Here is a 26,444-nt window from a genome sequence, read left to right on the forward strand (position 1 = left end):
AGAACCCCCGCCCCTTGCGAGACCCAGGGCCGAGGTTCCCCCTATGCAGCTCAACAGGCTCCGCCCCTTCGCTCTCCTGCTCCCGCTTCTTTGCACCCTGAACGTCCACGCCGGATGGTGGCCCTGGGGGTCGGAAGCGGCGCCCGCCTGCCCCGCGACCTCTGAGGCCGCCGCGGTCCTGCGCGCGCACCAAGAGGCCGTTCCCCGCGACCTGTTCATGGATTGGCTCGAAAGCCTACGCAACCAGTCGCCCGCGCAGATGAAGGCCGCCAACGACCAAACGCTTCTGGATCTCGCCTGTCTGCCCGTGGGTGAGTCGCGCGGACGCGTTGTCGCGATTGACGAAGATCTCGCGACACGGCTCGTGGATTCGATCGCGCGCCACCCCATCGTCGCCGAAACCGAAACCCGCCGCTTCAACAAACAACCCGGCGTCGAGATCGGCTTTTGTTTTGGCCGCGCGACCTACACGCACCTCATGCTGCTTCACCTGGGCGTGCTGAAAGACTCGATCAAAAAGGTCTGGGCCGTGGGAAATTTGAACTCGGGCGATCTCGTCTGGCAATTTCACGTCGCGACGATCGTGCGCGGGACGACGCCCGGGACGTGGTGGGTCCTTGACTCTTACTGGGGCGAACCGCTCGAACTGAAAGACTGGGTCCGTCAGATGAGCGCGCTCGATCCCGGGGGACAGATGCGCGTGACGATTTCCGAGCCCGAAAAGTTCAGCATGCAGATCGGCGCCTACGACCGCGTGCAGATGGGGCTCGACGTGAATGCCGAACAGGACTGGTACGCCGGCTACTTCCAACAGCTCATGCGTTGGTTCGCCGCGAAGCCCGACGTGCGCGCGCTGGGGCTCCCGACGCCGTCCGAACTCCGCGAACGCTAAAATCCCCTGTTCGGACGAAGCGTCTCATCATGGGACGCTCCCTTTTGCGCCGGGACAGCTCATCTTGAGCCAATTCGAAAAGACCGCTTAAGAACTCTCCACCCGTCGACTTATTCTACAAGGACGGGAGTGCGAAGCGTGCCGAAGGCAAAACGGGCTCAATTGAATTCATGGCTTTCGGTGGTGGCCCTCGTCCTCGTGGCGATGACTTTCCAAAACTGCAAGCCCGTGATGGTTGCGGATGAGCTTCCGGAAGGCAGCGTCGATCTGCCCTCCATCGTCGTCGAAAAGAACTGCGGCCTTCCGCGCTCGACCCCCGTCCAACTGCGCAGCCTTTCCAACGAAGAATACAAAAATGCCGTTTACGACGTGCTCGGCGTGCAGCCGGATCTTTCGTCCATCCTACCGACGAACGCCCTTGGCCCGAGCGGCTTCCGTAACGACGCACAGGCGCTCGGAAGCTTCGATCTCGATCACCTCAACAAATTCTATAACGCCGCCGAGCGCGTGGCCTCGACCTTGATCGCCGGGTACAACAACTCATCCAGTCCCTACTTCAAAGTGTTCCACTGCTCGATCACACCGCCGCCGTCGGACGCCTTGGTGATTGCCTCGAATCTAAAAGTCGCCGCCAAAGACATGTACCGCGATCCCGGAGCGGGAAGCTTCGGGGCCAACAGCGGCACCGAAGGCTATATGCTTTGGTCGAATGGACGCATTTCACAAAAATTCTTCACCACGAAAACGGGTGAACACACGATCACCATTCGCGCCCTGCAAACCGACATGCCCGCAAACTTTCCGGCCGCCCGCATGGTCGTCATGGTGAACGGCGCGGTCGAACAAGAGATCAACGTGACCTCGACCGTCGAAGCGAGCTACGTGGTGAATTTGAATCTCGTCGCCGGCTCGCATGACGTCGTGCTGCTCTTCGATAACGACGGCATGGAGACCGTAGGCGCGACGACCTACGACCGTAACCTCATCGTGCGCAATCTGACCTGGACGGGCCTACCGCCGGGCCCCGCCGCCCCCACCGGCAACGCCTGCCTGCAAAAGGTCTTTACGGAAATGAGCGCGCGCCTGTTCCGCATGGGTGATGGCGAAGCGGAAATCGCCGCGCAAGCCACGCGGATGGTGAGCTTGGTGAATGACGCCAATATTCTGCAACGTGGCCTTGGGGACGCGGTCGTGTCGCTGCTGATGGATCCGCGTTTCATGCTCGTCCGTCACGCGGCGAACGACGGCAAACTCACCGAGTTCGGACTCGCGTCGAAGTTGTCTTTCCTGCTGTGGCAGTCGGTCCCGGACGAGACCTTGCGCGCGGAGGCCGCCGCCGCCCGCCTGTCCGACCCGGCCGTCCTCAAAACCCAAGTGAAACGGATGCTGAAGGACGACCGCGCCAAACGTTTAGCCTCGGTTTTACGTAAAGAATGGTTGGGTCTCGCGAGTTTCGAAAGCGCCACCTTCACGGGTCTTTCGACGGCCTTGCAAAATGCTTACACCACCGAGACTTCGATGTTCCTGGAAGATCTGATCCAATCGGATCGTCCGCTGAACTGGCTTTTGGAATCGAAGCAGACCTTCGTGAACAAAGAGCTCGCCGAGATGTACGGGCTGAGCTTTCCCGCCGGAACCCCCGCGAACCAATTCGTCGCGCTCTCCACCGTAGGCACCGTCCGCCAGGGGATCCTGACCCACGCCTCGGTCCTCGCGGCCACCGCGGGCGGCACCACGGTCACGCACCCCGTCCGTCGCGGCGTCTGGATCCAAGACCGTATCCTTTGCGAAAAACCGCCGCCGCCCCCGCCCGGCATCCCCGCGCTGCCCACCGACGTGACGAACGAAGGTTCGATCCGCGCGCGCCTGGAAGTGCATACGAAAACGGCCTCCTGCGCGGGCTGCCACCAGAAGATGGACCTCTACGGGCTGGGGATGGAGAACTTCGATCCCTTCGGCAAATGGCGCGAGCGCTACCACGACAACTCGGTGGTCGAATCCTACGGATCGGACCGCAAAGCCGGCCTGGAATTCGCGAACTCGCGCCAGCTGGTCGAGCAGCTTCCCAAAGTGAGTCAGGCGCATTCCTGCATCGCCCAAAGTTTAGTCCGTTTAGGTGAAAATCGGCCCGCAAACTCCTACGAGAAGTGCGCTTCGAGCCACACGGGCTATATCGCGTTCAACTCGGGGACCGTCTTTTCCGATTATGTTTACGAGCTGGTGTCGAGCCCGAATTTCTCGATGCAGGCGGAGTGAGGAATCTATGACCATCCATCGTCGACAATTTCTAAGAGGGAGCGGCGCCGTTTTGCTGCTGCCATTTCTTGAGAGCTTGATCGGCGAGCGCGCCTACGCGCAAGCGGCGAACACCAAACGTTTCGTCACTTTGTACATGCCCAACGGAACCGCCCTTTACCACAACCAAGGCGCCAACTGGTGGGCGCGCAACGCGGGTGACTTCAGCGCGATGCCGTCGCTCCCGCCGATCTTCAGTCCCTTCGCTTCGCAAATGAATGAAGTGACGCTGCTGCGCGGACTGCGCAACAACGAAGCCTTCCGCACGCCCTTCGGCGGCGCCCACTCGGTCGGGATCTCGGGCTTTCTCACCTGCGCGCACGCGACCTCGAACGAAACGACCTGCACGATCCAAGGTGACTCCATCGACTGGTTGATGCGCAATTCTTTGGGCGCCAAAGATCCGATCGTCATCTCGGGCGGAGGCTCGGCCGACATCCGCGCGGATTCGACCGCCTATCCTTACGGAGAATACGTCAGCTACAAAGACCGCAAGGGCGTCAACGGAATCAAAAACCCCGTGGCGCTCGCGACGACCTTGATCGGCGCGACCGCGGTCGCCACCGACATGGCCCTGGCCCGTAACCCCAGCGTGCTCGATTCGCTCACCGCCTCGATCACCCGGTTGAACACGCGGCTGACGGCGTCGGATCGCGCGAAGCTCGACGACTATTTGACCTCGCTTCGCGAACTCGAAGTCAAAATGAAGGCGACCCCGCCGGTCGTGCCCGCTGGCTGCACCACGGCCCCGAGCATCGCGAACACCCTGAACAACGAAGACTTCTATTGCAATGGTCTGGATTTCCCGGAGCGCCTGAAAGCGTTCATGGACCTGATCGTCTTCGCTTTCAAATGCGATATGCACCGGATCGTCACTCTGAATTTCGACGCCGAGACGGCCAGCCGTCGCTTCCGCGGCAAGATCCCAACTTCGCTGTTGTATAACGGCGTGCAACTCAACGACGAAGAGAATCACATCGACGTCGCCCACCACGAAGGGCAAGCCATCAAAAACGATCGCTGCATCAGCCGCGACCGCTTTTACCTGAGCTATCTGTTCTATCTGATGGATCGCCTGCGCTCGTCCACGGACGCGGCCGGGGTTCCCCTTCTGGACAACACCTTGATTCTTTCCGGCTTCGGCGTGGACGAAGGCAATCACACGGCGGCCGGTTACGACATCAATCTTTACGGCCTACCGGTCATGCTCGCCGGAGGTAAGAACCTCATGCGCACGGGCCGCCAGCTGCACCAGCCCGCCGGCACCGACCTGCGCGGCCTGCACCTGGCGATCATGCAGCGCCTGGGTCACAACGTCACGAGCTTCCAGGGCCACAGCTCGGCCATCAATCTCGGCTAATATTGAAGCGAAGGCGCGGCTGGTCTCTGGCCACGCGCTAAGGCGCGTGGACAGCCTCGCAGCGCCCGCCGCCGGCGCGGCGGACGGTGGCCGAGGCGTCGTAGGCGCCGTCCATCAGGGCCGCGCGGTTGTGGCGGTCGACCGTTTCGCGGTGGACGATGTCGTTCGTGCGCTGGGTGTCCTGAACGCGCAGACCTTCCGCTTCGCGACCCGAAATCGTTTTCACCGTGCGGTTCTCTTCATTCGCGCCCTGGAAGAAGCGGTCCAGTCCCAAACGCGCACTCACCGACTTCAGGTACGAAAGACCTTTCGCGTCCGCCTCTTTCAGATTCAGCTTCGCTTTAGCCTGAACCTTCGCCGCTTTCACGCCCTTCTCGATCTCACCGGCATCAAAGCCGCGGGCGGACGACGTGAAAAGTCCCATTCGGGTTTTCAAACCGAAGATGTGCTCGCGCAATTTCGCCGCCATCAGCTCGGTCGCCGTATTCACCCGCTCATTCCGACGCAGCGGCATGAAAAAGCCGACCCAGTCGATATTGCGATCGGCCATCATCTCGGCCTCGGCGACCAAGCGGACCAGATGATTCAGCACCGTGGGATGCACGGTCGCCTCGAAGCTATTGAGTCGGCTGGAGAGGAGTTCCTTTGACGCGCGCATCTTGCTCAAAAGCTCATCGGACTTCAAACGTCCCCAGGATTTGTCGCGCAAAAGCACCTGCTCGTGGGCCAGGTCCGCCAGCATCGCGTCGACCGCGAGTCCCAGCATCCGCTCATACGACTCACGGATGCGGCCCGACGAACTTTTGATCTTGGCCGCGATCTCGACGAAAGCGTTCGCCTTCGCGGTCATGGACTGCGACATCAAAAGCGCCGTGTAGAATTCGTTCGCGTTCAGCCCCGCGTTCGCATCCCCGAGGGCGCCCGCGGGCACCGTCAGGCCGAAGGCCCGCCCCTGCATGGGATCAAGAGTTTCGCGGATTTCCAAACGCCCCACGCGCCAGCGCTTCAGAAGCCCCGTTCCGAGCAGACCGTTGTTCGCCGCCTCGGGTTTGAAGTCGGCGACCACCACGAAACGGCGGTCCGGAAAGCGCGACCGCAAAGCGTCCGCCAGACGTTTCGCCCGACGCGTGACCGTTTTTTCCTTCGGCTGACCGAAGAAGTAAGGGCGCGCGATCTCGACCGAGCTGAACGCTTTCGTATAATCCTGGCCCGCCGCTTTGGCGAGATCCGCCGGGGACTGCGCGTTTTTGATCGCGTCCATCATTTGTCCCAAGGAATCGTAGTTCTTCACCACGCTGCCGTCGACCGGCACGAGGTGATCGCCCAGCAGTCCGCCGCGCGGATTTTCACCCATGACCAGAAAGTTCGCGCCCTTTTCGCTGATCGACGAAATCAGATCGCGACGACGGAGCAGATCGTTCGCACGTTCGGTTTCACCCGTCGTATTTTTGTAGTCGTCCGCCAAAAGGACGAAGGTCCCCTTTTTGAAATCGTCCGCCAAGGTCGAGCCGTTATTTACGGCCTCGGTCAACGCGAGCGTCGAATAGTAAGAAAGATCCCACACGGCGACCTTTTGCCCCAAATGACCGGCCGCCTCGGTGATACGCTGAATGACCTGGCGGGGCGTTCCCGAATTCACGACGAGCAGCACCTGTTCGTTGTTGTAACGGTACGTCTGACTGACCCGCAACTCCACGTTGCGCGCCTGAATCGCGCGCCCGTCCAAGTTCAGTCCCGCGCGAAAAACGCTCGAGGTGAACGGATCAGCCGTCGCCGGCACTTGGACTTTTCCCTCCAGCATCAAGCTGCCGCCGGGATCCAAGCTCAGAAGCTGTTGCAGGATCGGTCCCGAGAACTCGAGGACCTGTCCTTGAATCGCGAATTTGATTTTCGCGTCGGGATTATCGTACATCTCTTTGCCGCTGAAGTTGCGGTCAAGTTCGACGCTCAGATCGCGACGGCCCTGGGCGTTCACCCCCAAAGGCAGACTCGAAATATTTTTGATCCGAATCAGGAAGCGGCCGCTTTCGCCGGCCGCGAGCGATCGCGGCACTTCGACGGGCTCGATCTCGACGGGGAAGGTCAGCTGCACCTCGCGCGGACGGTCGAAACGTTCAAAGGGCCGATTCACATCGGGGACGAACGCTTCGTGGCGAACGGTGTCGCGCACCCGCCAGCGCTCTTCACCCACGGTGAACGCCGATTCTTTCACCGTGAAGCTGAGCCGTCTTTCAAAAACGTGCTCTTCGCCCGGCTGCAGGGATTTTTCCAGAACCAGCTCTTCGCCGTTCGAGATGAAATACTCGCCGTTTTTCAAAGTCAGAAAAGTTTTCGAGTAAGCCGGCGTCGGCATCTGCCCGGTGTTTTTCACGCGGATTTCGGCAACCGTGATTTTTTCGCTGGGCTCGAGCACGCCGTTCTGGTGACCTTCGATGATTTTGAAATCTTGCAATTGTAGATCGAAGGCTTCGCGGTAACGCGACGTCGTTCCGTCTTTCTCGACGACGGCGATCTCGAATTTTCCTTCTTTACCGTCCTGACCGTCCAGCAGCGTGGACGAGGGCGTCAAGCCGCCACTGCCGCTCCAGCCATCCGAGCCGCCCGGATTCGAGCGGGTTTCGCGAATGTCCTCGCGGTGGGTTTTGCCTTCGCTATCGGTCCATTCACGGGTGCCGGTGACTTCCGTCCACGTATGCGAGCTTCCGCCCTGTCCCGCGTGCCCGCCCGAACCGGGACGACCATGCGCGCCTTTTTCACCGCCGACGCCCGGACGGATATCTTGTTTCACCAGCAGAAGTACCGCCGTATCCTGGGCGCGCATTCGGAGTTCGATCTCGGCGCCATTTCCGCCGTCCGCTCCGTCCGAACCATGCCCGGCATCCCCACCGCGACCGCCGTTTCCGCCGTCGGTTCCGTGGCCCGATTCGGTCGCGTTCCAACCGTCACCGCCGCGACCGCCGTCTTGACCGTCGCCGCCCCAACCTCCGCGGCCGCCGTTGCCGCCACGACCGACCAAGCTGATGACGCCCGCGTTCTGCACGTGAAAGGTCTCGCCCACGCGTTGAGGTGAACTTCCGGGCTTTTGCATTTCGCCGCTGAGGATGACTTCGCCGCGCGCGGCCTCCAGATGCGCTTGCACGCGCAGCCGTCCCGCGTTCTCTCCACGCTCGGCGAGTCCCGCATCCCCACCGTCGGCGCCGTGGCTTCCGCTTGAGCCCGCCGAGCCGCTGGCCGCCGAACCCGAGTACGAATAACCATGGGCCGCGTCCCGACCGTGTCGGCCCGAAACATCGAGCTGGATTTGTCCGTAGGCGGGAGTATTGACAAGGAGGCTTGAGGCGATGAGGGATCTGAGCAGCGGCTTCATGGGAGTTCTCCTGAAGCCGAAGAAAAGCAATCCCGACACCTCGGGGGGCGTCGTTCGAACTTCAAGGAACACGCGGTTTTACGACAGACCTTAAGACGGGTTTTAGAGGGCCGTTCTGGTCGAGCGGCCCGCAGGTGTCTAAACTTTGGACGTTTTGGTTATTCGGGGCATTCCCAGCCGAGTTCTTTCAGTTTCCCCATGAACTCGTGCGCTTTCGTGCTGCAATAGGATTCGTCGGCCTTCGCCGAGTAAAGGACCTTTTCTTCGCCGTTTTCTTTCGTGTACTTCACTTCGCAGGGCGCTTTCTTCCCGGCTTCAAGCTCCACGATGTTGACTTTGCGTTCGAGTTTTCCGGATTTGCAAAGATGCTCGCCGTCCGCGGCCATCGCCAAATTTGCGGTCAAAAACAAAATCGTCGCCAGTGTCAGTCGTAACATGGAGCCCTCCGAGGCTGTCGTGGTGAACACGTCCTCACGCTAAAGGGAGCTCCCCCAAAAGTAAAGTCAGGGGGACTGGCGCACCGCGAATGCGCCACTTAGGGTCTTTCGACCCACCGACCCCCGCGGCAGACCATCCGTTTATAGCGAATGCGTTCGGACGGACTGGCGTTATGTTCGGTCCACGTTTCGAGTCGCCCCTCGCGACAGCGCGTTTTCGGATTGTAGATATACGCGGCGCGCTCCTCGTCGGTCATATAACTTCCGTTGCGACACGTCCGCACTTGTAGAACCTGCTCGCCGCTGGCATCGGGGAATGTCACACCTTGGCGACGTCCCTCCTCGCAACCATAGCGCGGAGCTTTCGTTGCGTTCGCGGCCAGGAGTCCGCCGCCGCCGCTGCCTTTACCACCCACCGCCTGCGCGAAGGCCGTGGCCGGGCTTTGAATCCAAATCGCGAAGGCCATCGTCATCATGACAAAAAACCAGTGTCCCATGTTACTCCTCGTCGCCCGACTTCGCGACCGGCGGTTTCTTTTCCAATTCAATGACTCCGGTATGCGTCCACGAGAACACGCAGTCCCGGGCCGCGCCTTCGGCCTTCGAGGCCGCGTAAAGTTCCTTGAGCCCCGAGTTCACCTTCGACACGAAGTTACGAATGAGCGTGCGGTTCGTGACCAGCGACAGCGTATCGAACTCGTAGGATTTATTCTGGGACAAACGCGAGACGATACAGACGGTCATCGCGAGATACTCTTGAATGTCGATATCGCCGAGCTCCAGATAATCGAACTGCGCCTGAATGTTGTTCCCGTCCAGGGTCCACAATCCCGCATCGAACAAGCGGCGACTGTAAAGTTCGATCTTACGTTCGGTCAGGCCGAGTTTCTGCGCCGCCTGCAACAGGGGACGCAACTGACCTTCGAATCCGGGCAGTAAACAGAAAAGTCCGAACTCATAGTCCTGACGAATCTGGTGAATGACTTCGGCGTGATTGATTTCGGCGGCACTTTTGGTCGAAAGACTGAGTTCCGTCTGCATCGTCACGTCCCCAGCAGTTCGATGATCCGCAGCAGGGATTCCCGCTTCGGACTTTTTACGCGGCCAATTTTGGCGAGGATCTTGGAATCGTCGATGCTCTCGTCGTCGAAGGACGTCGGCGTGACGTTCACCCCTTTGATCTGATCAAGACGATGCCGCAACGACTGACGCAAATCGACTCCGAGAATTTCGAGCAGACGCACCAAACGATCCGTGCGCATTTCAACTTTTCCAGAGAAGTAGAGATTCATCTGACTGGGCTTGAGATTGAGGTGCGCGGCCAGATCGCGCTGCTTGATGCCGACTTCGCGGCAGATCTCCCGGACGAGCGACATGACTTCGTCGGACGTCGGGCTCTGAGTTTCTTGTCCCCTCAATTGACTCATGTGATCGCCCTTAGAAACTTTCTCGGTTTCCAGCAAGCCATTCCCCCCTTCACAATGTAACCAATTCTGAAGATGCCCATTTTGCCCCTTATCAAATCCGGCAATCGCCGGAAAAGACTCAGGAAAATGCAAACGTCACGAAGTCCTATCTAGCGAAAGTAAATGGCCACGTGAACCCACGCCGCGAAGAAACAGAAATCAACGATGGCGTGAACCTGAATTCGTGATGAGATTTTTTTGGACATAAAAAAAACCGCGACCTGAATCAGGTCGCGGTCTTTACGCGTTCACTACGCTTTCATCTCTGAAAAGAGATTAACCGCGGGGAACCCATTTTCCAGCTTTGCAGACAGTGCCGATTTCCGGAACGTGGTCGCCGTACGAGCCAGCCTTCTCGGGGTAGTAGTCAGTTGCGCGAGCGCGACCGAACGAACCTTCTTTACATTTGTTCTTCGGAACGCGGACGTAAGCAGCGCGCTCTTCAGCGTTCATGTACGAACCGTTTTTGCAAGTACGGAACTCAGTGTACGAGCGATCGCCCGAAGCATCGTACTTAGTCACGGTACCGCGTGCGCCTTCAACGCAACCTGTGCGGGGCTTGTAAACGTAAGCCGCTTTTTCTTCGTCGTTCATGTAAGTGCCGTTTTTGCAGATACGTGCTTCATTGTAAGTGCGGTCGCCCGAAGCGTCGTACTTTGTGATGTAGCCACGTGCGCCTTCTTTACAAGCTGCCATTGCTGCGGTTGCTGCGATTGTTGTGATCGCGAATGCCAAGATCTTTTTCATTTTTCCCCTCCAGCGGGTGTTTGTTTAGGGTTGTTTCCCGAGGAAGGTTTGTATGCTTGTGAACGCCCGCGCGCAAACGGGTGCGCGCCGCTTTAGAATCAACGTTTTCCGTAATCGTCGTGAACACGAATTGAGAATCGGGCGAAATTCCACGCGGATTCAAAGAAAAGTTCACGATGGCGTGAAGCGGTGGAGTTCGTGATCGCGAAGCGGCAGGCTTAGTGCTTCGCGATCTCAAGAATTTCGGCGCCGAATCTTTCGATCTTCACCGGGCCGAAACCATTCACGCTCTCGAGTTCCTTCAAGGACTGCGGCGAGCGGCGCGCGAGTTCGCGTAGCGTCCGATCACTGAAGATGACGAACGCGGGGACATCCAACTCCGAAGCGCGTTTCTTGCGCCAGTCGCGCAGAAGTTCGAAGCGGAGCTGCTCACTCGCACTGAGCGGAAGCGCGTTCGAGTTCTCTTTCGCGGTGGATTTTTTCTTCCGCAGACGAACGCCGCCGCCAAGTCCCGTGATCTCTTCGACGGGGGGAGGCGCCATCCGGCGATTCGATCCGGGCTCGCAGGTGTCGCAGTGACCGCAACGCTGGATCCGCTCGGCATCTTGATAGTAGGTCAAAATCTCGGCGTGGCGACATTCACCGCCGTCGATGTAGTTTACGAGCGCGTTCAAAGTGTTCCAGCGATTTTGTTTGATATCGCTGGCGGCGTCGCTGGATTGAATGAAAAAGCTTTGCAGCCCTTTGTCCTTCGGCGCGTACAAAAGCAAACAGGTCGAATCCATGCCGTCACGCCCCGCCCGCCCCATCTCTTGATAGAGGGCATCGATATTCGCCGGCATATTGAAGTGCACGACCAAACGCACGTCCGGATGATCGATTCCCATCCCGAAAGCGTTGGTGGCCACCAAAATACGGACGTCCCCGCGGTCGTAACGTGCTTGGGTTTCGGTGCGGGCTTCGGACGAGAGCCCCGCATGGTAGAACCCGACCTCCGGAAACTCACGACCGAGCTCTTCGGCGACGGCCTCGGTCACCTTGCGGGTGCCGCAGTAAACGAGAATGCGTCCACTTGGATTCTGCCGGAGCGCCGACTTCAGTCGGCGCATCTTATCGTCTTCGCCACCGCAGGTTTCGACCTGATAATAAAGGTTCTTACGGTAGAACCCGTGAACGTGGCGAACGGGACTTTGTAATTTCAAAGTTCGCGCGATGTCCCTTAACACCAACGGGGTCGCCGATGCGGTCAACGCCAAGACGGGAACATCCGGACGCAGATCTTTCAACAAACCGAGCGCCGCATACTCCGGGCGAAAATCATGTCCCCACTGCGAAACGCAGTGGGCCTCGTCGATCGCGAAAAGACCGATCTGACGTTCCTTGATCCAGCTTTGGAAACCCTCTTTCGAGGTCCGCTCCGGCGAAAGGTAAAGCACGTAGGTGCCGCCCTTTTGGATGTCGGCGAAGATCTCGCGCTTCTCGTCCGCCGTTTGCCCGGAATAAAGCGCGCCCGCCGCAATCCCCTTCCGCCGCAGATTCGCGACCTGATCTTTCATCAGGGCGATCAGGGGTGAAATCACGATCACCAGTTGGCCAAGCGCGACCGCCGGATACTGAAAGCACAGCGACTTCCCGCCCCCCGTCGGTAGCACGGCCAGGACGTCCCGCTTCTCCAGGATGGAGCCGATGATTTCTTTCTGACCGCGCCGGAATTCGGACAGTCCAAAGTGCGAAATGAGCAAAGATTCCTGGGGAATGATCATGAGGGGCCCAGTGTGCAATACCCGGCCCCGATTGGGAAAGCGTGAACGAACGCGACGCCTTGCTTCAGCTTACTTCGAGCTGACGGCTTGACCGTCAACGGCGACTCCGCGGCCGCGGGACTTCTTCGGCGTTTGGGCGGCGGATTCCGCCGCGTGCCGGTTTTTAGGCACCAGCTCAAAATAAGGTCCGATGACCGCATTCAGACGTTGCAAAGTGAGTTTCGCCTTCTCGCCCTCAAACCAGCACTCGAGCTTGCTTTGGGCCGGACCGCGGTCGTCTTTATAAGTGAAGTTCAAGGTGACTTTCGTTTTCGTGAGCTGGTCCGACTTCAAAGTCTGGATGCGCCCGCGCGCCTCCGTCTTCAAATAGTCGCTCACGTTGTCCTTCAGTTTGCCGATCCACTGCGTGCGGTGCGTGCTTAAACCCGCGCGAATGTCGGCGGGATTACGCCCCTTCATTTTTTGGACGTCCCCCCAGTATCCCCACACGTGCATCGTGATCGCCTGCTCGACGGAACTGATCGTCGAACGCGGCAGCTGCGTGTAGGGCTCGGCCAGGAAGGCCAGGCGTAGCTTTTCTTTCAGGTCTTCACGTTTAAATACGGGACCCGCGAGGTCATCAACATCCACCACTTGATCGAAGATGTTTTCCGCCGCCGGGCGCAGCTGATTCAGGAAGCCGATCATATCGAAATCCGGAGCGTCCGTTTTCACGTGCACGCTTTCGAGAGCCTGGGCGGGAAAGCTTTGCTCGCCATTCAGCTTCTTCTCGGATTTCAAGACTTCAAAATGACATTTGTCGAAAACGGGTTTGGAGCTCATCGCCTCGAAGCTCGAAGCTTCCATATCGGCCGTCCGCGCGTCTTTCAACGCCACGCCCAGACGGCTCACGAGTAAATCACCGCGACGAATCGTTTCGCCACGCTGAACGGGAACAGAATCCTCGGCATCTACGGATTCGGCGAATGAAGTCACGCCGGTCGAAGCGATGCTCAAGAGCGTGGCGATGAGTATCGAAACTCTCATTGAATTTCCCCCGAATAAACGTCTTACCAGAATAGCTGAATCACCATCGGTTTCCTAGATTTGCACCATTCCGAGATCGTGAATGAGACATGAAAAGCACCGCCCTTGCACTATTCCTATGTAACGGACGCGAAGTCTTTGAAAACGAGGTTTGGAATGTCGAACACGTTGACAAGTTTCAGAGGTAAAAAGTCACCGACCATCTTTCGGACAGCGGTGATCACGATGTTGACGGTACTGATCACCAGTGCGTTCTCGGGCGCGAATTGGTTCGCGTATTTTAACGAGACGGAGGATCGCCTCAACGTGAGTCATGCGGACGATCAACTCACCGGAATGAGCTGCCTGACGGCGACGAATTATTTTCTACCGCGCGCGGAAGACTTCCGCTGTCGCGATCAAGATAAAATCACCGTGCGCCTTGGTGGACCGAAGTCGAAAGCCACCGCGCGGATCTGCCCTTCGGCGAAGGCCGAAGCCGTGATGCAGGGTTCACTACAAATCGTGCGCGGCGAGCAGCGCTACATTTACCGTTATAACGGTAGTTCCGAGCGGGTGAACTCGGGCTGCGCGACGACGACCGGCGCGGCGGGCGTCTGCCTGACTCCCTACATTCACGTCGCCGCGGATCCTCGCCACCATCGCATGGGCGATATCTTGCGCATCCCGCAGCTGAAGGGCGTCCTTGTCCCCCATCCCGATGGCGGACTGATGCCCCATCCGGGATACGTGATCGTGGCCGACACCGGCGGCGCCATCAAAGGCGAAAACCGCTTCGATTTCTTCATCGGGGAAATGGCTTGGGACTCGCCCCGCAATCCTTTCGGTCCCGCGGGCTTGGCCATGACGGACGATCGTCATTGCATTCTGGGATTCAAAAAGATCCGTGGGGATTCGTCGATGGCCGGTTACGTTCAGGCGGGCATCAATGAGCTCTTAAAGTCGCCCTCGACCCAGGAACGTTTGGCCGGCAACTAAGCTTTCGTTTTCGTCCGCTCTTCTTTTTCCGTCGCCGTCAGGGTCGCGCCCGTCGACGCGGTTGCGCCGGTCGCTTCCGCCGGCGCGACTTCAACTTTCTTCTTTTCGACTTTGTCTTTCGGATCAGACTTCTTGTCGGATTTCTTCTCGCTCGCCCGCGTTTCTTTTTTGGTCTCGGGCTTTTCCGCTTCGGCCGGCTTGGCTTCCGCCGCGGGTTTCAACTTCTCGGGCACCTCGAGCGCCAGATTCGGCGGGTCCAGGGGACGCTTGAAGCTCGCCCGGTACGCTTTCCAGATCAGCGAAGCCTCTTTGGGTTTCTTCAAAAGTGTGCCCAGCCACAGCCAGAACCACTCGTTGAAGATCCCGAACTCGAACATGATGCTCTGACCGCGATTACGCAACTTTCGCCGCGAAACCCAGAAGCGATTGCGATTGTACAAAAAACGCGTCATGAAGGGATCACGACGGCTGAATCCTTTGCGGTGGTGGATGACCTCGGTCGCTTCATCCAACTGGAGCATCTCGCCGTCCTCGCGCAGACGGATCGACAAGTCGACGTCCTCCCAAATGCTTCCGATCGTTTCATCAAAACCGTTCACCTTTTCGAAGGCTTGCTGATGAATCCAGAACGCCGTACGCGGAACGTAAGGCTGCAAGATCGCGTTCTCGAACGAATTCCAGAAGTGATCGGCTTTGGTGCAGTAGTAATGCTTCGCCATATCGAGATCGCAAGCCCCGCCCATGGAGTTCATGACTTCGACTTTGCGTTTGTAGATCTTCACGGCCGCGAGGCACGGCTCAAACGGCGGCCCCTTCGGGAAGTGCACGAGCGTCGTATCTTGGGTCAGAAAAAGAACCCACGGCTGAAGTGAAAACGCCGCACGAATTCCCGCGTTGGCGCCCGCCGCGAAGCTCTCATTTTCATTCAAGACGACGTGGTGGAAACGTGGATAACGATGACGTAAATCGGCGACCACCGCCGGATCGCTTCCGTTATGAACGACGAAGATCTGTTTGTCGGGAAATTCGCGCGTCTTCACGGCCTGAATCGACTTGATGCAGTCGACGGTCTGTTCGATTTGATTGTAAGTCAAAATGACGATGGCAAATTTCAATGTGGCTCCAACTTCCATTTTCCTCAAGATGCGGTGAAAGTTGAAGGACTTCAGGTCAAGACCGGACCCCTGGACCACGGTCGGGCGATCTTATTGATTCATTGCCTGGGTTGAAGTCCAAGGCCGGTGGAAAGTCTCGCCCTTCATCTTGATCCTCCTGTCGCAAGTCGACGGCTTCGCGGCCACCACGACGCAAACCTTCTGCGGAAAACGCGACGGCACCGCCGGCAACGCGATGCTCGTCGATTCGCAAAACCGCGAGGTCGTCACGCTCGCGGTCCAAGGTGACGGCGCGGGCTTGCTCGAAGAAACCGATCGCCTCATCGGCAAAAATTCGGGACGCCGGGGCGAATCCGGAACGCAAGACGGCGAACGCTACTGCGTGACCGCAGAGCTGGATGCGCGCGAGGAAGTATCCAAAATCATCAAGGCCTGGCACCAACCCAAAGCGAAGAAAGGGGACCCACGGAAAATGGAACTCGCGAAAGCCTCCGAGCTTAGAAATTGGTATTTGAAGGACGAGGCGACGCTCGCCTTCAACGATCTGGATGGGTCCGCCAAAACGACGTTCCTGTTTCAACTCCGCGACGGCTCGGCCCTCCTCGCCAGTTTCGGCTGGGGCGTGCGTCCGGGGGCGAAACCCGCCTTCGAAAAAGCGGTCTGGCTGCAGAACGGCGAAACCCAACCGATCGAAGCGCGGCTTCAGTACGATCTCGCACGCGTGAGCGGAACTTTCGTTTCTGGAAAACGGAATCTGACAGTGGATCTGACTGAGGTGGCGCGCATCGAAGACCCGCAAGCACTCCGCGACCTGCCGCTCAAGATCGTGCACCCGAAGTAAAGAAGCTAAGACCGCGCGTTAGGAAATGTGACGCCGGTTGCGGGCCAGCAGCCACGTCAATCGCACGAGGGCCACGACGATGAAGAGCTTCACCGCCGTATAGCTAACGAAGGTCAAAGCCGCCATCGTGGCGGGCGCAGTGGGAGCGGCGGCTGCAGGCGCTCCCAAAGATTGCACCCGCGCCAAAAGATCGTTCACGGCGAAGTCGGCGACCAAACCCAGCGACAACGCGACCAGGGCGTAGAAGAAATAGTTCCGCTCGACCGCCGAGAATTCCGACCAACGTTTCAAAGCCAGATGCGCGCCCGCCGTCACGATCAGGCTGATCAACAAAGTTCCAAGATCCATCAACGACAGATTGAGCGACATACTTTATTCTCCACTGCGAATTTCGAGATAACGAAGGCCGTCGGTTTGAATTCCCACGGTGGCAAGCGGCCAAGCGCGGGTGATCGGGCCCGGCAAAATGCCGCGAAAGATCCCGAGGACCTCGCCTTGCGCGTTCAGTACGGGGCCACCGCTCATCCCCTCGGCGCCGTCGTTGGACATGAAAAGCGAATAGATTCCCGCGCGCGCGAAGGAGTACTTCTCGGGCGGAAGATTCTCCGCTTTAAGCACTTGATTGAATTCCGCATTCCCCATCAGCGCCCCCAGGGTCCAGCGAAAGCTCGCGCCGTCCGAGTCGGCGGCGCCCATCGAGGCGCGCGAGTCGGTTTGGCGCGGATATCCCGCGATGTAGGTGGCCTCACCCGGTTGCGCCGGGGTTTTGGCCCACGGGAGCGCGGGGCGATCCACGCGGGGGCCGAGCAAACGAACCGCATCGTCCGCGAGCACGCAGCCCGCGCTGCGGGGCCCGTCACCTTCGGTCACATGCGCGACCTCCATGCGAAAATCCGCCTCGTCGACCAGCAGCGTGCCGCGGTGGTCGTACACGCGCGCGCGGATCGTGGAAGTTTTCAGTCGCTCGCGGAAATTCACGCCTTCGATTTGCGCGCGGTACTTTTGGTGGCGGACCCAAGCGTCCACCAGATGGCAGTTCGTCCAAAGCGCGTCCTCTTTGCGCCGGTCACGAAAGGCCGTGCCCTCGACGAAAGAAAGCGGAATCGAACAGTCCTCGAGTTTCGAGTTCACGCAGTCGGCGATCTCTTGTCGTCCCGCCGCGGTCAGCAAGGTCGCCGTGAGCAGCGCCGGGGCCTCGGCGCGTTTCACCGTCAGGTAGTAAGGAAAATAAATTTTCAGGATCGAGGCCTCGGCCCGGCGGACGGGTTCCGGAACGGCCTCACCGCCCGCAGGCTGAAACCCCGGAAGAGCGAAGGCCGGCACCGTCAGAAATAGAACGAGAAATCCCCACATGATGCGCGACCTTACGCATTCCATCGCGAGCGGGCGAGACGGAAATCGGCGCGCCGACAAATTTTCAGGGGCGGATTTGATTGCCTGCGCCGAGGTTTTTCGCTAAACCCACGGAATTACTTAAGTCATGAGCGCGACCGACCCCATAGTTCAACTGGATAGAACAACGGTTTCCTAAACTGTAAATCCCCGTTCAAGTCGGGGTGGGGTCACCAACCTCACGCTCACGGTACGCGAAACCACAAGTCGAACAGCAAGTGCAGCCGACCGCTTTCGTCCCGCACGACGCTTTTCATCGCGGTGAGATTCCCGAATCGGTCGTACTCCATGTAGTTCGCGTCGTAGTTTAAGTCGATGAGTTCAATCCCTTTCTTCGCGAGCGGCCAGAGTTCATGAGGTTCGGCAATCGCGTTTCCATCCAAGTCGCTCCAAAGACGCAGCTTCGCGAAGACCTCATCCTGCGCCGTGATGACGCCGTCGCCGTTCGAGTCATGTTTACGGAGCGCTTCGTAGCCGTTGATCGCGAACGTTCCGTCCGGACCGTAAGTGTTGTTGCCGAAAAGCTCGTCCACCCCATTCACTTCGCCCTTTTCATTCGGCAGGGTGATGAACATAGAGCTCGTCTTTTTCAACCAACTGATCATGAGCTTCGTGTGCGGCTCGGGGACGGACCTTCGACCGGCGATATCGAACCACCGCCCGTCACGTAACGGATCCGTCAGCTCGAATGCGCGAAAATCCGCCTCTTCAGCAAACGCGATCAGCAGGGGTGACATGCACTTGCCTTGCATGAAGAGCGGGTTGGCTTCCACCGACTTTCCATTTCCGACGTTCGCGCAAAGTGGGAGCGTGGACATATCGACACCACCGCCCGCCGTCCCGTAGTCCAGACCCCCCGTCGGATTCGACGAAGAGGGGGTCGGTACGTAGCTTTGGTAGTTCGTATACGAGTCCCCGCCCCCACCGCCACCCATCGAGGTGATCGCGCCGATCGCTCCCAAAAAGATGCCGAAAAGCGCCGCGGAGTTATGCGTATTGGGCTTTGTTGTCGTCGTGATGATCACGGTCGGCGGCACGTACCAGTTCGGCCCTTGCGCGACGCCGTTTTCAACCGAGACTTGTCCTTGCCCCATTCCCGCGCCCACGGGAATCACGCCCGAGCCGGGGCCGAAAATGTTCGGCTCACTGATGATGATGACCGCTTCGCCGTTGGGGCCCGTGATGGGAATCGCCCCCTCTTGGTCCACGCCGTCTTCAAGCGCGCGCAGCTTTTTCGTCGCTTTATTGATGAAAATGTAGGTGCCTTGACCGCCGAAAACCGATTGATCCCGCAGCACCTGCGCCTTCGATTCCGGATCGACAAAATTGAAACTGCGTCCACAATTCTGAAAGAAAAATGAAAGCGCCACGACGGCGAGCGCCGTACTCCGATTCGTCCCCATATCCTTACCCCCCAAAATCCATCCCGTGGAGGAGCTCGTTGCAAGCGGCGCACCGGGCTCAGGAGGCCATGAGACATCCGCGGCAGCGCGAGCGTCTACCGGGAGCTGCGCAGATGTCGTAAAGCTGAACGCCCCACACAAAATAAAAAAGGGACCCGGAGGTCCCTTTTTCTTCACGATTGAATTTTTGCGACGATCAATCGTCGTCGCCTTCTTCATCGTCCATGGTGCCGAGGTTGTACTTCTCGACCCGGTAACGCATAGATCGGAAAGTAATGTGAAGAAGCTTCGCGCCCTTCTTCTTGACCCCGCCCGCGGCGTGAATCGCCTTAATCAGCAGTTCCTTTTCGATTTGGCCCAGGACTTTATCCAGATCAATACCGTCGGTGCCGATTTCGATTTCATTCGATGAAGCCATCTTACGGCCCGTGGGCGTATTCACGATCGGGGGCAAGCTCTCGGGCAGGATCGTCGCGCCGCCTTCGAGGGCGACCGTACGCTCGATGATGTTCTCGAGTTCCCGGACGTTACCGGGGTATTCGTACTTTTTCAGAATCTCCATCGCTTCGACCGAGATCCCTTGAACCTGCTTACCCAGACGCTCATTGTACTTTTTCAGGAAGTGATTCGCCAGAAGGGGAATATCTTCTTTACGCTCACGCAGACCGGGCGTCTTGATGTTGATGACGTTCAGACGGTAGTAAAGATCCTGACGGAAGGTCCCTTCCTTCACCATGTCTTCAAGATCGCGGTTCGTCGCCGCGATAATCCGCACGTCGACTTTGATATCGTCGTTCGCACCGACGCGACGGATGACGCGTTCCTGGATCGCGCGCAGCATTTTCACCTGAATGTTCAAAGGAAGCTCGCCGACCTCATCCAGAAACAGCGTTCCGCCGTCCGCGACTTCGAACAGACCCGGTTTGTCGGCGATGGCGCTCGTGAACGAGCCCTTCTTGTGACCGAACATTTCCGATTCCATCAACGACTCGGGAATCGCCCCGCAGTTCACGGTGACGAAATTTTTGTCTTTCAGGGGACCATTGTAGTGAATCGCCTTCGCGACGACTTCCTTACCCGTTCCGGATTCACCCGTGATCAAAATGTTCGAAGGCGCCATCGAGACGCGTTTGATCAGATCGAAAATCCGGTGCATCGCCTCGGAATTACCGACGACGTTCTGGAACGAGTATTCTTTATTGAGTTCTTTTTTGAGGACGCGGTTTTCGACTTCGAGGTTCTTCGAGCGAAGCGCATTCGTCACGTTCATACGAACTTCGTCGATTTTGAACGGCTTCGTCAGGTAATCGTACGCGCCCATCTTCATGGCTTCGACGGCGCTTTCGGTGGTGCCGAAGGCGGTGATCATCATGAAGACGAGATCGGGGTAAGAGTCTTTGACGTGTTTCAGAAGCTCGATACCCGTCATGTTGGGCATCTGCAAATCCGAGATGACCATGTCGAAGGTCTTCTTCGCGAGGACGTCTTTCGCGCGAGCGCCGTCTTCCGCAATGGTGATATCATAGCCTTCTTTTTTCAGCATGATCTCGAGAAACTCGCGGATCGATTCTTCGTCGTCGACGACCAAAATTCTTGGCTTCATGGAACGGGCCCCCTCACAATAGATCTTCGTCTCTTATTGTCAGTGGTTACAGAGGGATGTTCAAACGGTGAATCTAGGGAACTCGACCGAAATCCGGGTCCCTTCGCCGACCTTGCTCTCGACGAAAATCCGGGCCTGATGCGTTTCGAAAATCTTATGTGTAATAGCCAGGCCGAGCCCCGTGCCTTTGGGCTTCGTGGTCATAAAAGGTTCGAACATCCGGCGCATGACTTCTTCGGTCATTCCGCAACCGTTGTCTTTCACTTCGATCACGACTTTGTCGTCCTTCACTTTCGAAACGACCTCGAGTCGCGGTTTTTCGGACTGCCCCATCGCCTGGCAGGCATTGATCATCATATTGAGGAAGGCTTGCTTCAACTTGTCACGATGCGCGCGCACCACGGGCTCGCCTTCATTCAAGCGGACGTATTCGATATCCGTGCGCAGCTGCGGATTCAGACGCACTTGCGAGAGCGTCTCGTCCAAAAGTTTACCAAGGTCGACCGCGTCCACCGGAGGTTTTTCCGGTTTCGCGAAGTCCAAAAACTCCGAGATCAGGTGATTCAGGCGATCGATCTCTCTTAAGATGATGCGCGTGAGCTTTTTGTCGTCGTCCGTTTGCTGCTGCTGACTTAAGAGTTCAATCGAGCCGCTGATGCCGGCCAAGGGATTGCGGATTTCGTGCGCGATCCCGGTCGCGAGCTGCCCCACGGCCGCGAGCTTTTCACTTTGGCGAACCGCGAACTCGAGCTTTTTGACCTGAGTTTCATCCTCGATCACCAGCAGATAGGCGCTCTGCTCCCCCACCCGCTGCGGCAGCATTTTGAGGGTCAGGATCTGGGTTTCGGAGTCTTTATTGATTCGGACTTCGCGACGGTTCGCCAGCGGCCATTCCGTGAAGGTGCCTTCGGGAAAAAGGTCGCGCACGCTCTTTTGACCTTCCTCCATGCCCCGGAGTTTATCTCCCAGGATGCCCACCGCGCCGGGGTTCGCCTGCACGACGAAACCCGACTCCAGAACGGTCAAAAGACCCGACGGGATCGTGTCGACGATATTTTGGTTCAATCGACGCAGGTCCGAGATGTTGAGTCCCTGAATCTCGAGCTGCTCCGACAGAAAACCCGAAATCCAAGCGACGCTGAAGAACGCGATGTTGTTCAGCATCAACAGAAAGAAAAAACCGAGCGACTTCAGTTCTTCACCGAAGAGCAGAACCACCGAACTTGCCAATGAACAGGCCAGCGCCGTCAGGAGCGCGCCGCGCAGCTGGAAGACCAACCCCGACAAGATGATGGTCATCATGTACAGAAACAGGAAGATGCTTTGGTTCAAGCGACTTGTCAGCAGGAGCGCCGTGATGAGGACGATATCCAGCGCGAAACTCGCGGCGACCAGACCCCGCTGACGAAAGAAGCCGTTCAGGAACGGCAACGACACGACGGGGGCCAAGAGCCCCAGCGCGGCGACGGCGTAGAAGTTGCGGTAAACTTCCCAGCTAAAGAACTCGTCTTGGTAAAGGTGATGCACGAGCGCGAGCGTGAGCACCAGGATGTAAAGTCCCGCGCGCACGCTCTGCACCAGCAGTTTTTCCAGCGGAATTGCGGAAGCCAGTTCCCCGCGACCGTCACCGACATGCGCGACGAGCGCGGGCGTCGCCGAGGAGGTCTCGGCAGAGCTTGAACGCGTCGGCTGGGGTGTCAGCTTCGGTGCTTCCATTGACCTTTACTTTCCGGCCGCGACAGAGGCCAGATCGAAGATCGGCAAGTACATGCCCACGACCAAGAAAGCGATGACGCCTCCGAGAATGACCATGAGCAAAGGTTCGATCAACGAGGTCAGGGCCTTGACGGCGTTCTCGACGTCGTCTTCGTAGAAGTCGGCGATTTTACCAAGCATCTGGTCCATCGTTCCCGACTTCTCACCGATCGCGATCATTTGCGTGACCATGTCCGGGATCATCGGCTCTTTCTGCAGGGGCGCCGCCAGCGGACGACCCGCGATCACGGAATCTTTACTGCGGTAGAGCGCCTCTTCGATGACGGCGTTCCCCGACGTCTTCGCGGCGATGTCGAGCGCTTCGACCACGCTGACACCCGAGCTGAGGAGCGTCGACAGAGTGCGGGTCATGCGGGCGACCGAGGCCTTCTGGATCAGCTCTCCGAAAAGCGGCGCCTTGATCAGAAGGCGGTCCATGGTTTCACGGCCATCGGGCGTACGGTAGTAATAGACCAGACCCACCGGAATTCCGATGACCACGCCGATCACGACGTACCAACGATGGATCACCGTATTCGACATCGCGATGATCATGTTGGTCACCGCCGGCAGCTCTTTACCCGCGCTGGAGTAGAGCTTTTGGAATTCCGGAATGATGAACACCAAGATCGCGGTGACCACGCAGATCGAGATCGCGACGATCGCCATCGGGTAGGCCATCGCGCCTTTGATTTGCTTTTTCAATTTCTCGGATTTTTCGAGATAGATCGACATCCGGTTCAAGATGCCGTCAAGAATCCCGGCCTCTTCACCCGCGCGGACCATGTTGACGTAGAAACGATCGAACACCGTGGGATGCTGGGACATCGAATCGCCCAAGCGTTTACCGCCTTCGATCGAGTCTTTGATTTTAGCGGCGGTTTGTTTCAAGAGCGGATTCCGTTTTCCTTCGCTGAGGATTTTCAACGAATCGACGATCGGAATACCGGCGTTGATCAGCGTGGAAAACTGACGCGTGAAAATTTGCAGCTCTTTCGAATCCACGCGCGGCGAGAACAGGGAAGCTTGGGGTTGAGACTTCGAACCCCCGCCCGACTTCACCAGGCGCAATGGAACGAGCTGTTTGGATTTAAGGCGTGATTGCGCTTCCGCTTCACTCGAAGCTTCGATCGCGCCGGTCGTCACCGTGCCGTTCGCCGCTTTTGCCTGGTAAATGTAACGAGCCATTCCCACTCCCTTGATCACTCAAGGACACCGGAAACGGCTCGCCTGCTTAAACGCCCACTTTTTTGAGAAGTTCGTCGAGTTCCAGCGGGTTGGGGGATTCATCGAATCCGGTCCGCAGCTCGATTTTTCTCTTCATGAGCAGTTGCAGGAGCGCCTGGTTCAGCGTCCTCATGCCCGACTTATCGCCACCTTTGGCCATGACCTCAACTAGACCATGGACATTTCCTTGCGCGAGTTTCATTTTGATCTCGGGACTGTCGACCAGAAGCTCAAAAACCGGCTGCAGTCCGCCCTCCAGTCCCGGAATCAGACGCAGTCCGAAAGCGGCGACCAAGTTTTCGCCAATTAACTGCCAAATTCTTTCGGCGCTCGACGTTCGCGCCGCTTCGGTCGCAAGCCCCATCACCGCCGACGGAATCGACTTCGCGGCGACACCCAGGTAAACGCAAAGCCCCTGCGCCGCCAGCTCCAATGCCCGCGCACGCGCCTCGGGAAGTTCGCTGTCGATCACGATGAAACGCGAAAGCTGCGAAAGCCCCGTCATCTTCATGAGGGCCGAAGTCGGCAAAATCGGCAGCGACGCCTCGGAAGCAAACTCTTCATGATCGGCGAAAAACAGAACGGTTCCGTGCACCTCGACCAAAGTCTTCGCCCAAGCCTTGAGGAAACTCGATTTGCCGGAATCGATGGGGCCGGTCACCAAAGTGAGGCCCGACTGACGTTGCATCTTCTCGGTCACGTAGGGCGGCAGGGCCCAACTCGCAAGCCCCGGCTCGGCCTCACTGTGCCAACTGAAACTGCCGACGAGGCCCGCTTCGTGAAGCAGATATTGAAAACGGATGGGACCACCCTGACCGCGCAAGTAACCATCAAGAACGCGATCCTGATCGAGCTGCTTCTTTTCCTCCGCGGAGAGCAGCGCCCAGATCGCGCCGCGCACGTCTTGCGCCGCGAGGGTCTGTCCGCCAAAGGGCACCCACTGACGCCCGTTTTTAAGCTCCATCGGATAGCCGGGAACAAGCCGAAGCCCGGTGCCGCCACGGTTTTGCGCATCGCGAATCAGTTCAACCAGAGTCTTCATGTCAGGCGTCCCTTCCTACTTCTATTCCGAGTCGCGAACCGAGGCGTTCAACACCTCTTGGATCGACGTCTCGCCGCGCTTCAATTTCAGAAGCGCCGAACGACGAAGTGTCCGCATCCCCTCTTGTCGCGCGAGCGAGCGAAGCTGGGCGGCGGTCTCGCCCTTCAATACGGATTCTTTGATCTTATCTGACATCACCATCAATTCAAAGATCGCAATACGACCTTTGATTCCGGTGTTGTTGCAAGTGTTGCATCCGCGACCGTGGAAGACCCGGTATTCCTTCACTTCCTTGGGTTCGACGCCCAAATCCAGAAGGACTTGTGGCGTGACATCCATTGGCGCTCTGCATGAATCGCAGATCCGGCCGACCAGACGCTGCGCCACGATGAGTTCGATCGTGGAGGTAACGACGAAGGGCGCGACGCCCATTTCCACGAGACGGGAAATGGTTTGGGGGGCGTCGTTGGTGTGAAGGGTGCTGACGACCAAGTGGCCCGTGCTCGCGGCTTTCGCGGCGATCTCGGCGGTTTCGAGGTCACGAATCTCTCCGACCATGATGATGTCGGGATCCTGACGAAGGAAGGTCCGCAGCGCGGCCGCGAACGTCAGACCGATATCGGAATTGACCTGAAGCTGGTTGATCCCTTCGAGGTTGAATTCGACCGGGTCTTCAGAGGTGGAGATATTCACATCGGGCTGATTGAGTTCGTAGAGCGCCGAGTAGATGGTCGTCGTCTTTCCCGAACCCGTAGGACCGGTGATCAGCACCATGCCTTGAGGCATTTTGATGATGTTTTTGAAGATCTCAAGATCCTCGGGCTCAAAACCGAGCTTCGTCATGTCGAGCTGCAAGTTCGATTTGTCGAGCAGACGGCAGACGACTTTTTCACCCCAGATCGTCGGCATGACGCTGACCCGGAAGTCCATGTCCTTCCCGCCTTTGTAGCGGACTTTGATACGACCATCTTGCGGACGGCGTTTTTCGGCGATGTCGAGCTTCGACATGATCTTCAAACGGGACGCGATGGCCGGTCCCGATCCCGAAGGCTGTGATGTCGCCTCGATCATGACGCCGTCGACCCGGTAACGGACGCGAAATTTCTTTTCGTAAGGTTCGAAATGAATGTCGGACGCTTTCTTGCGGATCGCCTCCGACAAGATGGCGTTCACGAACTTGATGATCGGGCCCTCATCGCCATCGGCGGAGCTGTCGATCGACTCCGCGCCTTGCAAGATGATGTCGGGTTCGGCATCCATGTCATCTTCGACTTCTTTGACGATGTCGCGGACGTTCGCGCCGAAATACTTGTCGATCGCGGACGCGATCCCGAGCTCCGAGGCCAAGACGACTTGGATTTTTCTTCTGGTCAGAAAACGCAGGTCATCGCGCACTTGAACTTGTCCCGGGTCCAACATCGCGACGACGAGTGTGGTGTCGCCGACTTTCTGGATCGGGATCAACATGTTCTTTTCGCAGTATTCGCGGTTCACGAGATCGGTCACGCCCTGCTGAACCTGGAAGGTGTTCAGATCGACCCCGGGAATCCCGTAGTGCTTTTCGAGGGCCTTCAGGATTTGGTTGTCCTTCACGATGCCCTGCTGAACAAGGACCGTCGACAGGCGCTGTCCACCCTTACGTTGATCGTCCATCGCTTTGGACATTTGATCCGGACGGATCAGGCCTTGCTTCACTAAAATCTCGGCGAGCTTCATGATTTTAGGATAATCGCTC

At 58.1% G+C, this 26,444-nt stretch carries 23 protein-coding genes and 1 tRNA gene; 6 read left to right on the top strand and 18 right to left on the bottom strand.

Features of this window, described 5'->3' with window-relative positions; all coding sequences use genetic code 11:
- Positions 1-43: 43 nt before the first annotated feature.
- From KF767_09325 to KF767_09335, 3 genes are all read left to right on the top strand, one after another.
- Positions 44-892 (top strand): hypothetical protein, encoded by an 849-nt coding sequence (locus KF767_09325; protein MBX3018078.1) that lies wholly within the window; start codon positions 44-46, stop codon positions 890-892.
- Between the two features lie 138 nt (positions 893-1,030).
- The gene (locus tag KF767_09330) at positions 1,031-3,148 is read left to right on the top strand and encodes a DUF1592 domain-containing protein (protein ID MBX3018079.1); all 2,118 of its coding nucleotides are present in this window, start codon (positions 1,031-1,033) and stop codon (positions 3,146-3,148) included.
- 7 nt (positions 3,149-3,155) lie between these two features.
- Complete coding sequence (locus tag KF767_09335; GenBank protein ID MBX3018080.1) at positions 3,156-4,547, top strand: DUF1552 domain-containing protein; 1,392 nt, start codon at positions 3,156-3,158, stop codon at positions 4,545-4,547.
- Positions 4,548-4,584: 37 nt separating this feature from the next.
- Here the strand turns inward: KF767_09335 and KF767_09340 are convergent, their stop codons facing one another.
- The 9 genes from KF767_09340 to KF767_09380 form a co-directional block, all read right to left on the bottom strand.
- Positions 4,585-7,914, bottom strand: coding sequence for a hypothetical protein (locus KF767_09340; GenBank protein ID MBX3018081.1), 3,330 nt, complete (start codon positions 7,912-7,914; stop codon positions 4,585-4,587).
- A 158-nt stretch (positions 7,915-8,072) separates the two neighbouring features.
- Positions 8,073-8,351 (bottom strand): hypothetical protein, encoded by a 279-nt coding sequence (locus KF767_09345; protein ID MBX3018082.1) that lies wholly within the window; start codon positions 8,349-8,351, stop codon positions 8,073-8,075.
- Positions 8,352-8,449: 98 nt separating this feature from the next.
- Positions 8,450-8,848, bottom strand: coding sequence for a hypothetical protein (locus KF767_09350; protein ID MBX3018083.1), 399 nt, complete (start codon positions 8,846-8,848; stop codon positions 8,450-8,452).
- A 1-nt stretch (position 8,849) separates the two neighbouring features.
- Complete coding sequence (locus tag KF767_09355) at positions 8,850-9,392, bottom strand: hypothetical protein (protein MBX3018084.1); 543 nt, start codon at positions 9,390-9,392, stop codon at positions 8,850-8,852.
- Between the two features lie 2 nt (positions 9,393-9,394).
- On the bottom strand, positions 9,395-9,910 hold the full coding sequence (locus tag KF767_09360) for a helix-turn-helix transcriptional regulator (protein MBX3018085.1): 516 nt from the start codon (positions 9,908-9,910) through the stop codon (positions 9,395-9,397).
- A 183-nt stretch (positions 9,911-10,093) separates the two neighbouring features.
- Complete coding sequence (locus KF767_09365; protein MBX3018086.1) at positions 10,094-10,513, bottom strand: hypothetical protein; 420 nt, start codon at positions 10,511-10,513, stop codon at positions 10,094-10,096.
- Complete coding sequence (locus KF767_09370) at positions 10,500-10,691, bottom strand: hypothetical protein (GenBank protein MBX3018087.1); 192 nt, start codon at positions 10,689-10,691, stop codon at positions 10,500-10,502. Before KF767_09370 ends, KF767_09365 begins: the two co-directional genes overlap by 14 nt.
- A 91-nt stretch (positions 10,692-10,782) precedes the next feature.
- Positions 10,783-12,327 carry an ATP-dependent DNA helicase RecQ gene (locus tag KF767_09375; GenBank protein ID MBX3018088.1) on the bottom strand — a complete coding sequence of 515 codons (1,545 nt, stop codon included), beginning with the start codon at positions 12,325-12,327 and terminating at the stop codon, positions 10,783-10,785.
- Positions 12,328-12,396: 69 nt separating this feature from the next.
- Positions 12,397-13,353, bottom strand: a complete 957-nt coding sequence (locus KF767_09380; protein MBX3018089.1) for a hypothetical protein — start codon at positions 13,351-13,353, stop codon at positions 12,397-12,399.
- 225 nt (positions 13,354-13,578) lie between these two features.
- On the opposite strand from KF767_09380, the gene KF767_09385 reads away from it, so the two are divergent.
- Complete coding sequence (locus KF767_09385) at positions 13,579-14,331, top strand: hypothetical protein (GenBank protein ID MBX3018090.1); 753 nt, start codon at positions 13,579-13,581, stop codon at positions 14,329-14,331.
- Here KF767_09385 and KF767_09390 read toward each other — a convergent pair.
- Positions 14,328-15,446, bottom strand: coding sequence for a glycosyltransferase (locus KF767_09390; protein MBX3018091.1), 1,119 nt, complete (start codon positions 15,444-15,446; stop codon positions 14,328-14,330). The two genes, KF767_09385 and KF767_09390, sit on opposite strands and share 4 nt — an antisense overlap.
- A gap of 148 nt (positions 15,447-15,594) precedes the next feature.
- Here KF767_09390 and KF767_09395 point away from each other — a divergent pair, with 148 nt between their 5' ends.
- A complete protein-coding gene (locus KF767_09395; protein ID MBX3018092.1) occupies positions 15,595-16,287 on the top strand; it encodes a hypothetical protein in 693 nt (230 codons plus the stop codon).
- Between the two features lie 18 nt (positions 16,288-16,305).
- On the opposite strand, the gene KF767_09400 is transcribed toward KF767_09395, so the two are convergent.
- Positions 16,306-16,656 (bottom strand): hypothetical protein, encoded by a 351-nt coding sequence (locus KF767_09400; protein ID MBX3018093.1) that lies wholly within the window; start codon positions 16,654-16,656, stop codon positions 16,306-16,308.
- 3 nt (positions 16,657-16,659) lie between these two features.
- The gene (locus tag KF767_09405; protein MBX3018094.1) at positions 16,660-17,640 is read right to left on the bottom strand and encodes a trypsin-like peptidase domain-containing protein; all 981 of its coding nucleotides are present in this window, start codon (positions 17,638-17,640) and stop codon (positions 16,660-16,662) included.
- Between the two features lie 139 nt (positions 17,641-17,779).
- On the opposite strand from KF767_09405, the gene KF767_09410 reads away from it, so the two are divergent.
- Positions 17,780-17,855, top strand: a tRNA-Arg gene (locus KF767_09410).
- A 9-nt stretch (positions 17,856-17,864) separates the two neighbouring features.
- On the opposite strand, the gene KF767_09415 is transcribed toward KF767_09410, so the two are convergent.
- The 6 genes from KF767_09415 to pilB form a co-directional block, all read right to left on the bottom strand.
- Positions 17,865-19,082: a hypothetical protein gene (locus tag KF767_09415; GenBank protein MBX3018095.1), complete on the bottom strand. Its 1,218-nt coding sequence runs from the start codon at positions 19,080-19,082 to the stop codon at positions 17,865-17,867.
- Positions 19,083-19,278: 196 nt separating this feature from the next.
- Positions 19,279-20,685 carry a sigma-54-dependent Fis family transcriptional regulator gene (locus KF767_09420; GenBank protein MBX3018096.1) on the bottom strand — a complete coding sequence of 469 codons (1,407 nt, stop codon included), beginning with the start codon at positions 20,683-20,685 and terminating at the stop codon, positions 19,279-19,281.
- Positions 20,686-20,745: 60 nt separating this feature from the next.
- Positions 20,746-22,401 carry a PAS domain-containing sensor histidine kinase gene (locus KF767_09425; GenBank protein MBX3018097.1) on the bottom strand — a complete coding sequence of 552 codons (1,656 nt, stop codon included), beginning with the start codon at positions 22,399-22,401 and terminating at the stop codon, positions 20,746-20,748.
- A 6-nt stretch (positions 22,402-22,407) separates the two neighbouring features.
- On the bottom strand, positions 22,408-23,628 hold the full coding sequence (locus KF767_09430) for a type II secretion system F family protein (protein ID MBX3018098.1): 1,221 nt from the start codon (positions 23,626-23,628) through the stop codon (positions 22,408-22,410).
- 46 nt (positions 23,629-23,674) lie between these two features.
- Positions 23,675-24,709 carry a hypothetical protein gene (locus KF767_09435; protein MBX3018099.1) on the bottom strand — a complete coding sequence of 345 codons (1,035 nt, stop codon included), beginning with the start codon at positions 24,707-24,709 and terminating at the stop codon, positions 23,675-23,677.
- Between the two features lie 21 nt (positions 24,710-24,730).
- Positions 24,731-26,425: a type IV-A pilus assembly ATPase PilB gene (pilB, locus tag KF767_09440; protein ID MBX3018100.1), complete on the bottom strand. Its 1,695-nt coding sequence runs from the start codon at positions 26,423-26,425 to the stop codon at positions 24,731-24,733.
- Between the last annotated feature and the right edge of the window lie 19 nt (positions 26,426-26,444).

Source organism: Pseudobdellovibrionaceae bacterium (assembly GCA_019637875.1).
GTDB lineage: Bacteria > Bdellovibrionota > Bdellovibrionia > Bdellovibrionales > Bdellovibrionaceae > JAHBUW01.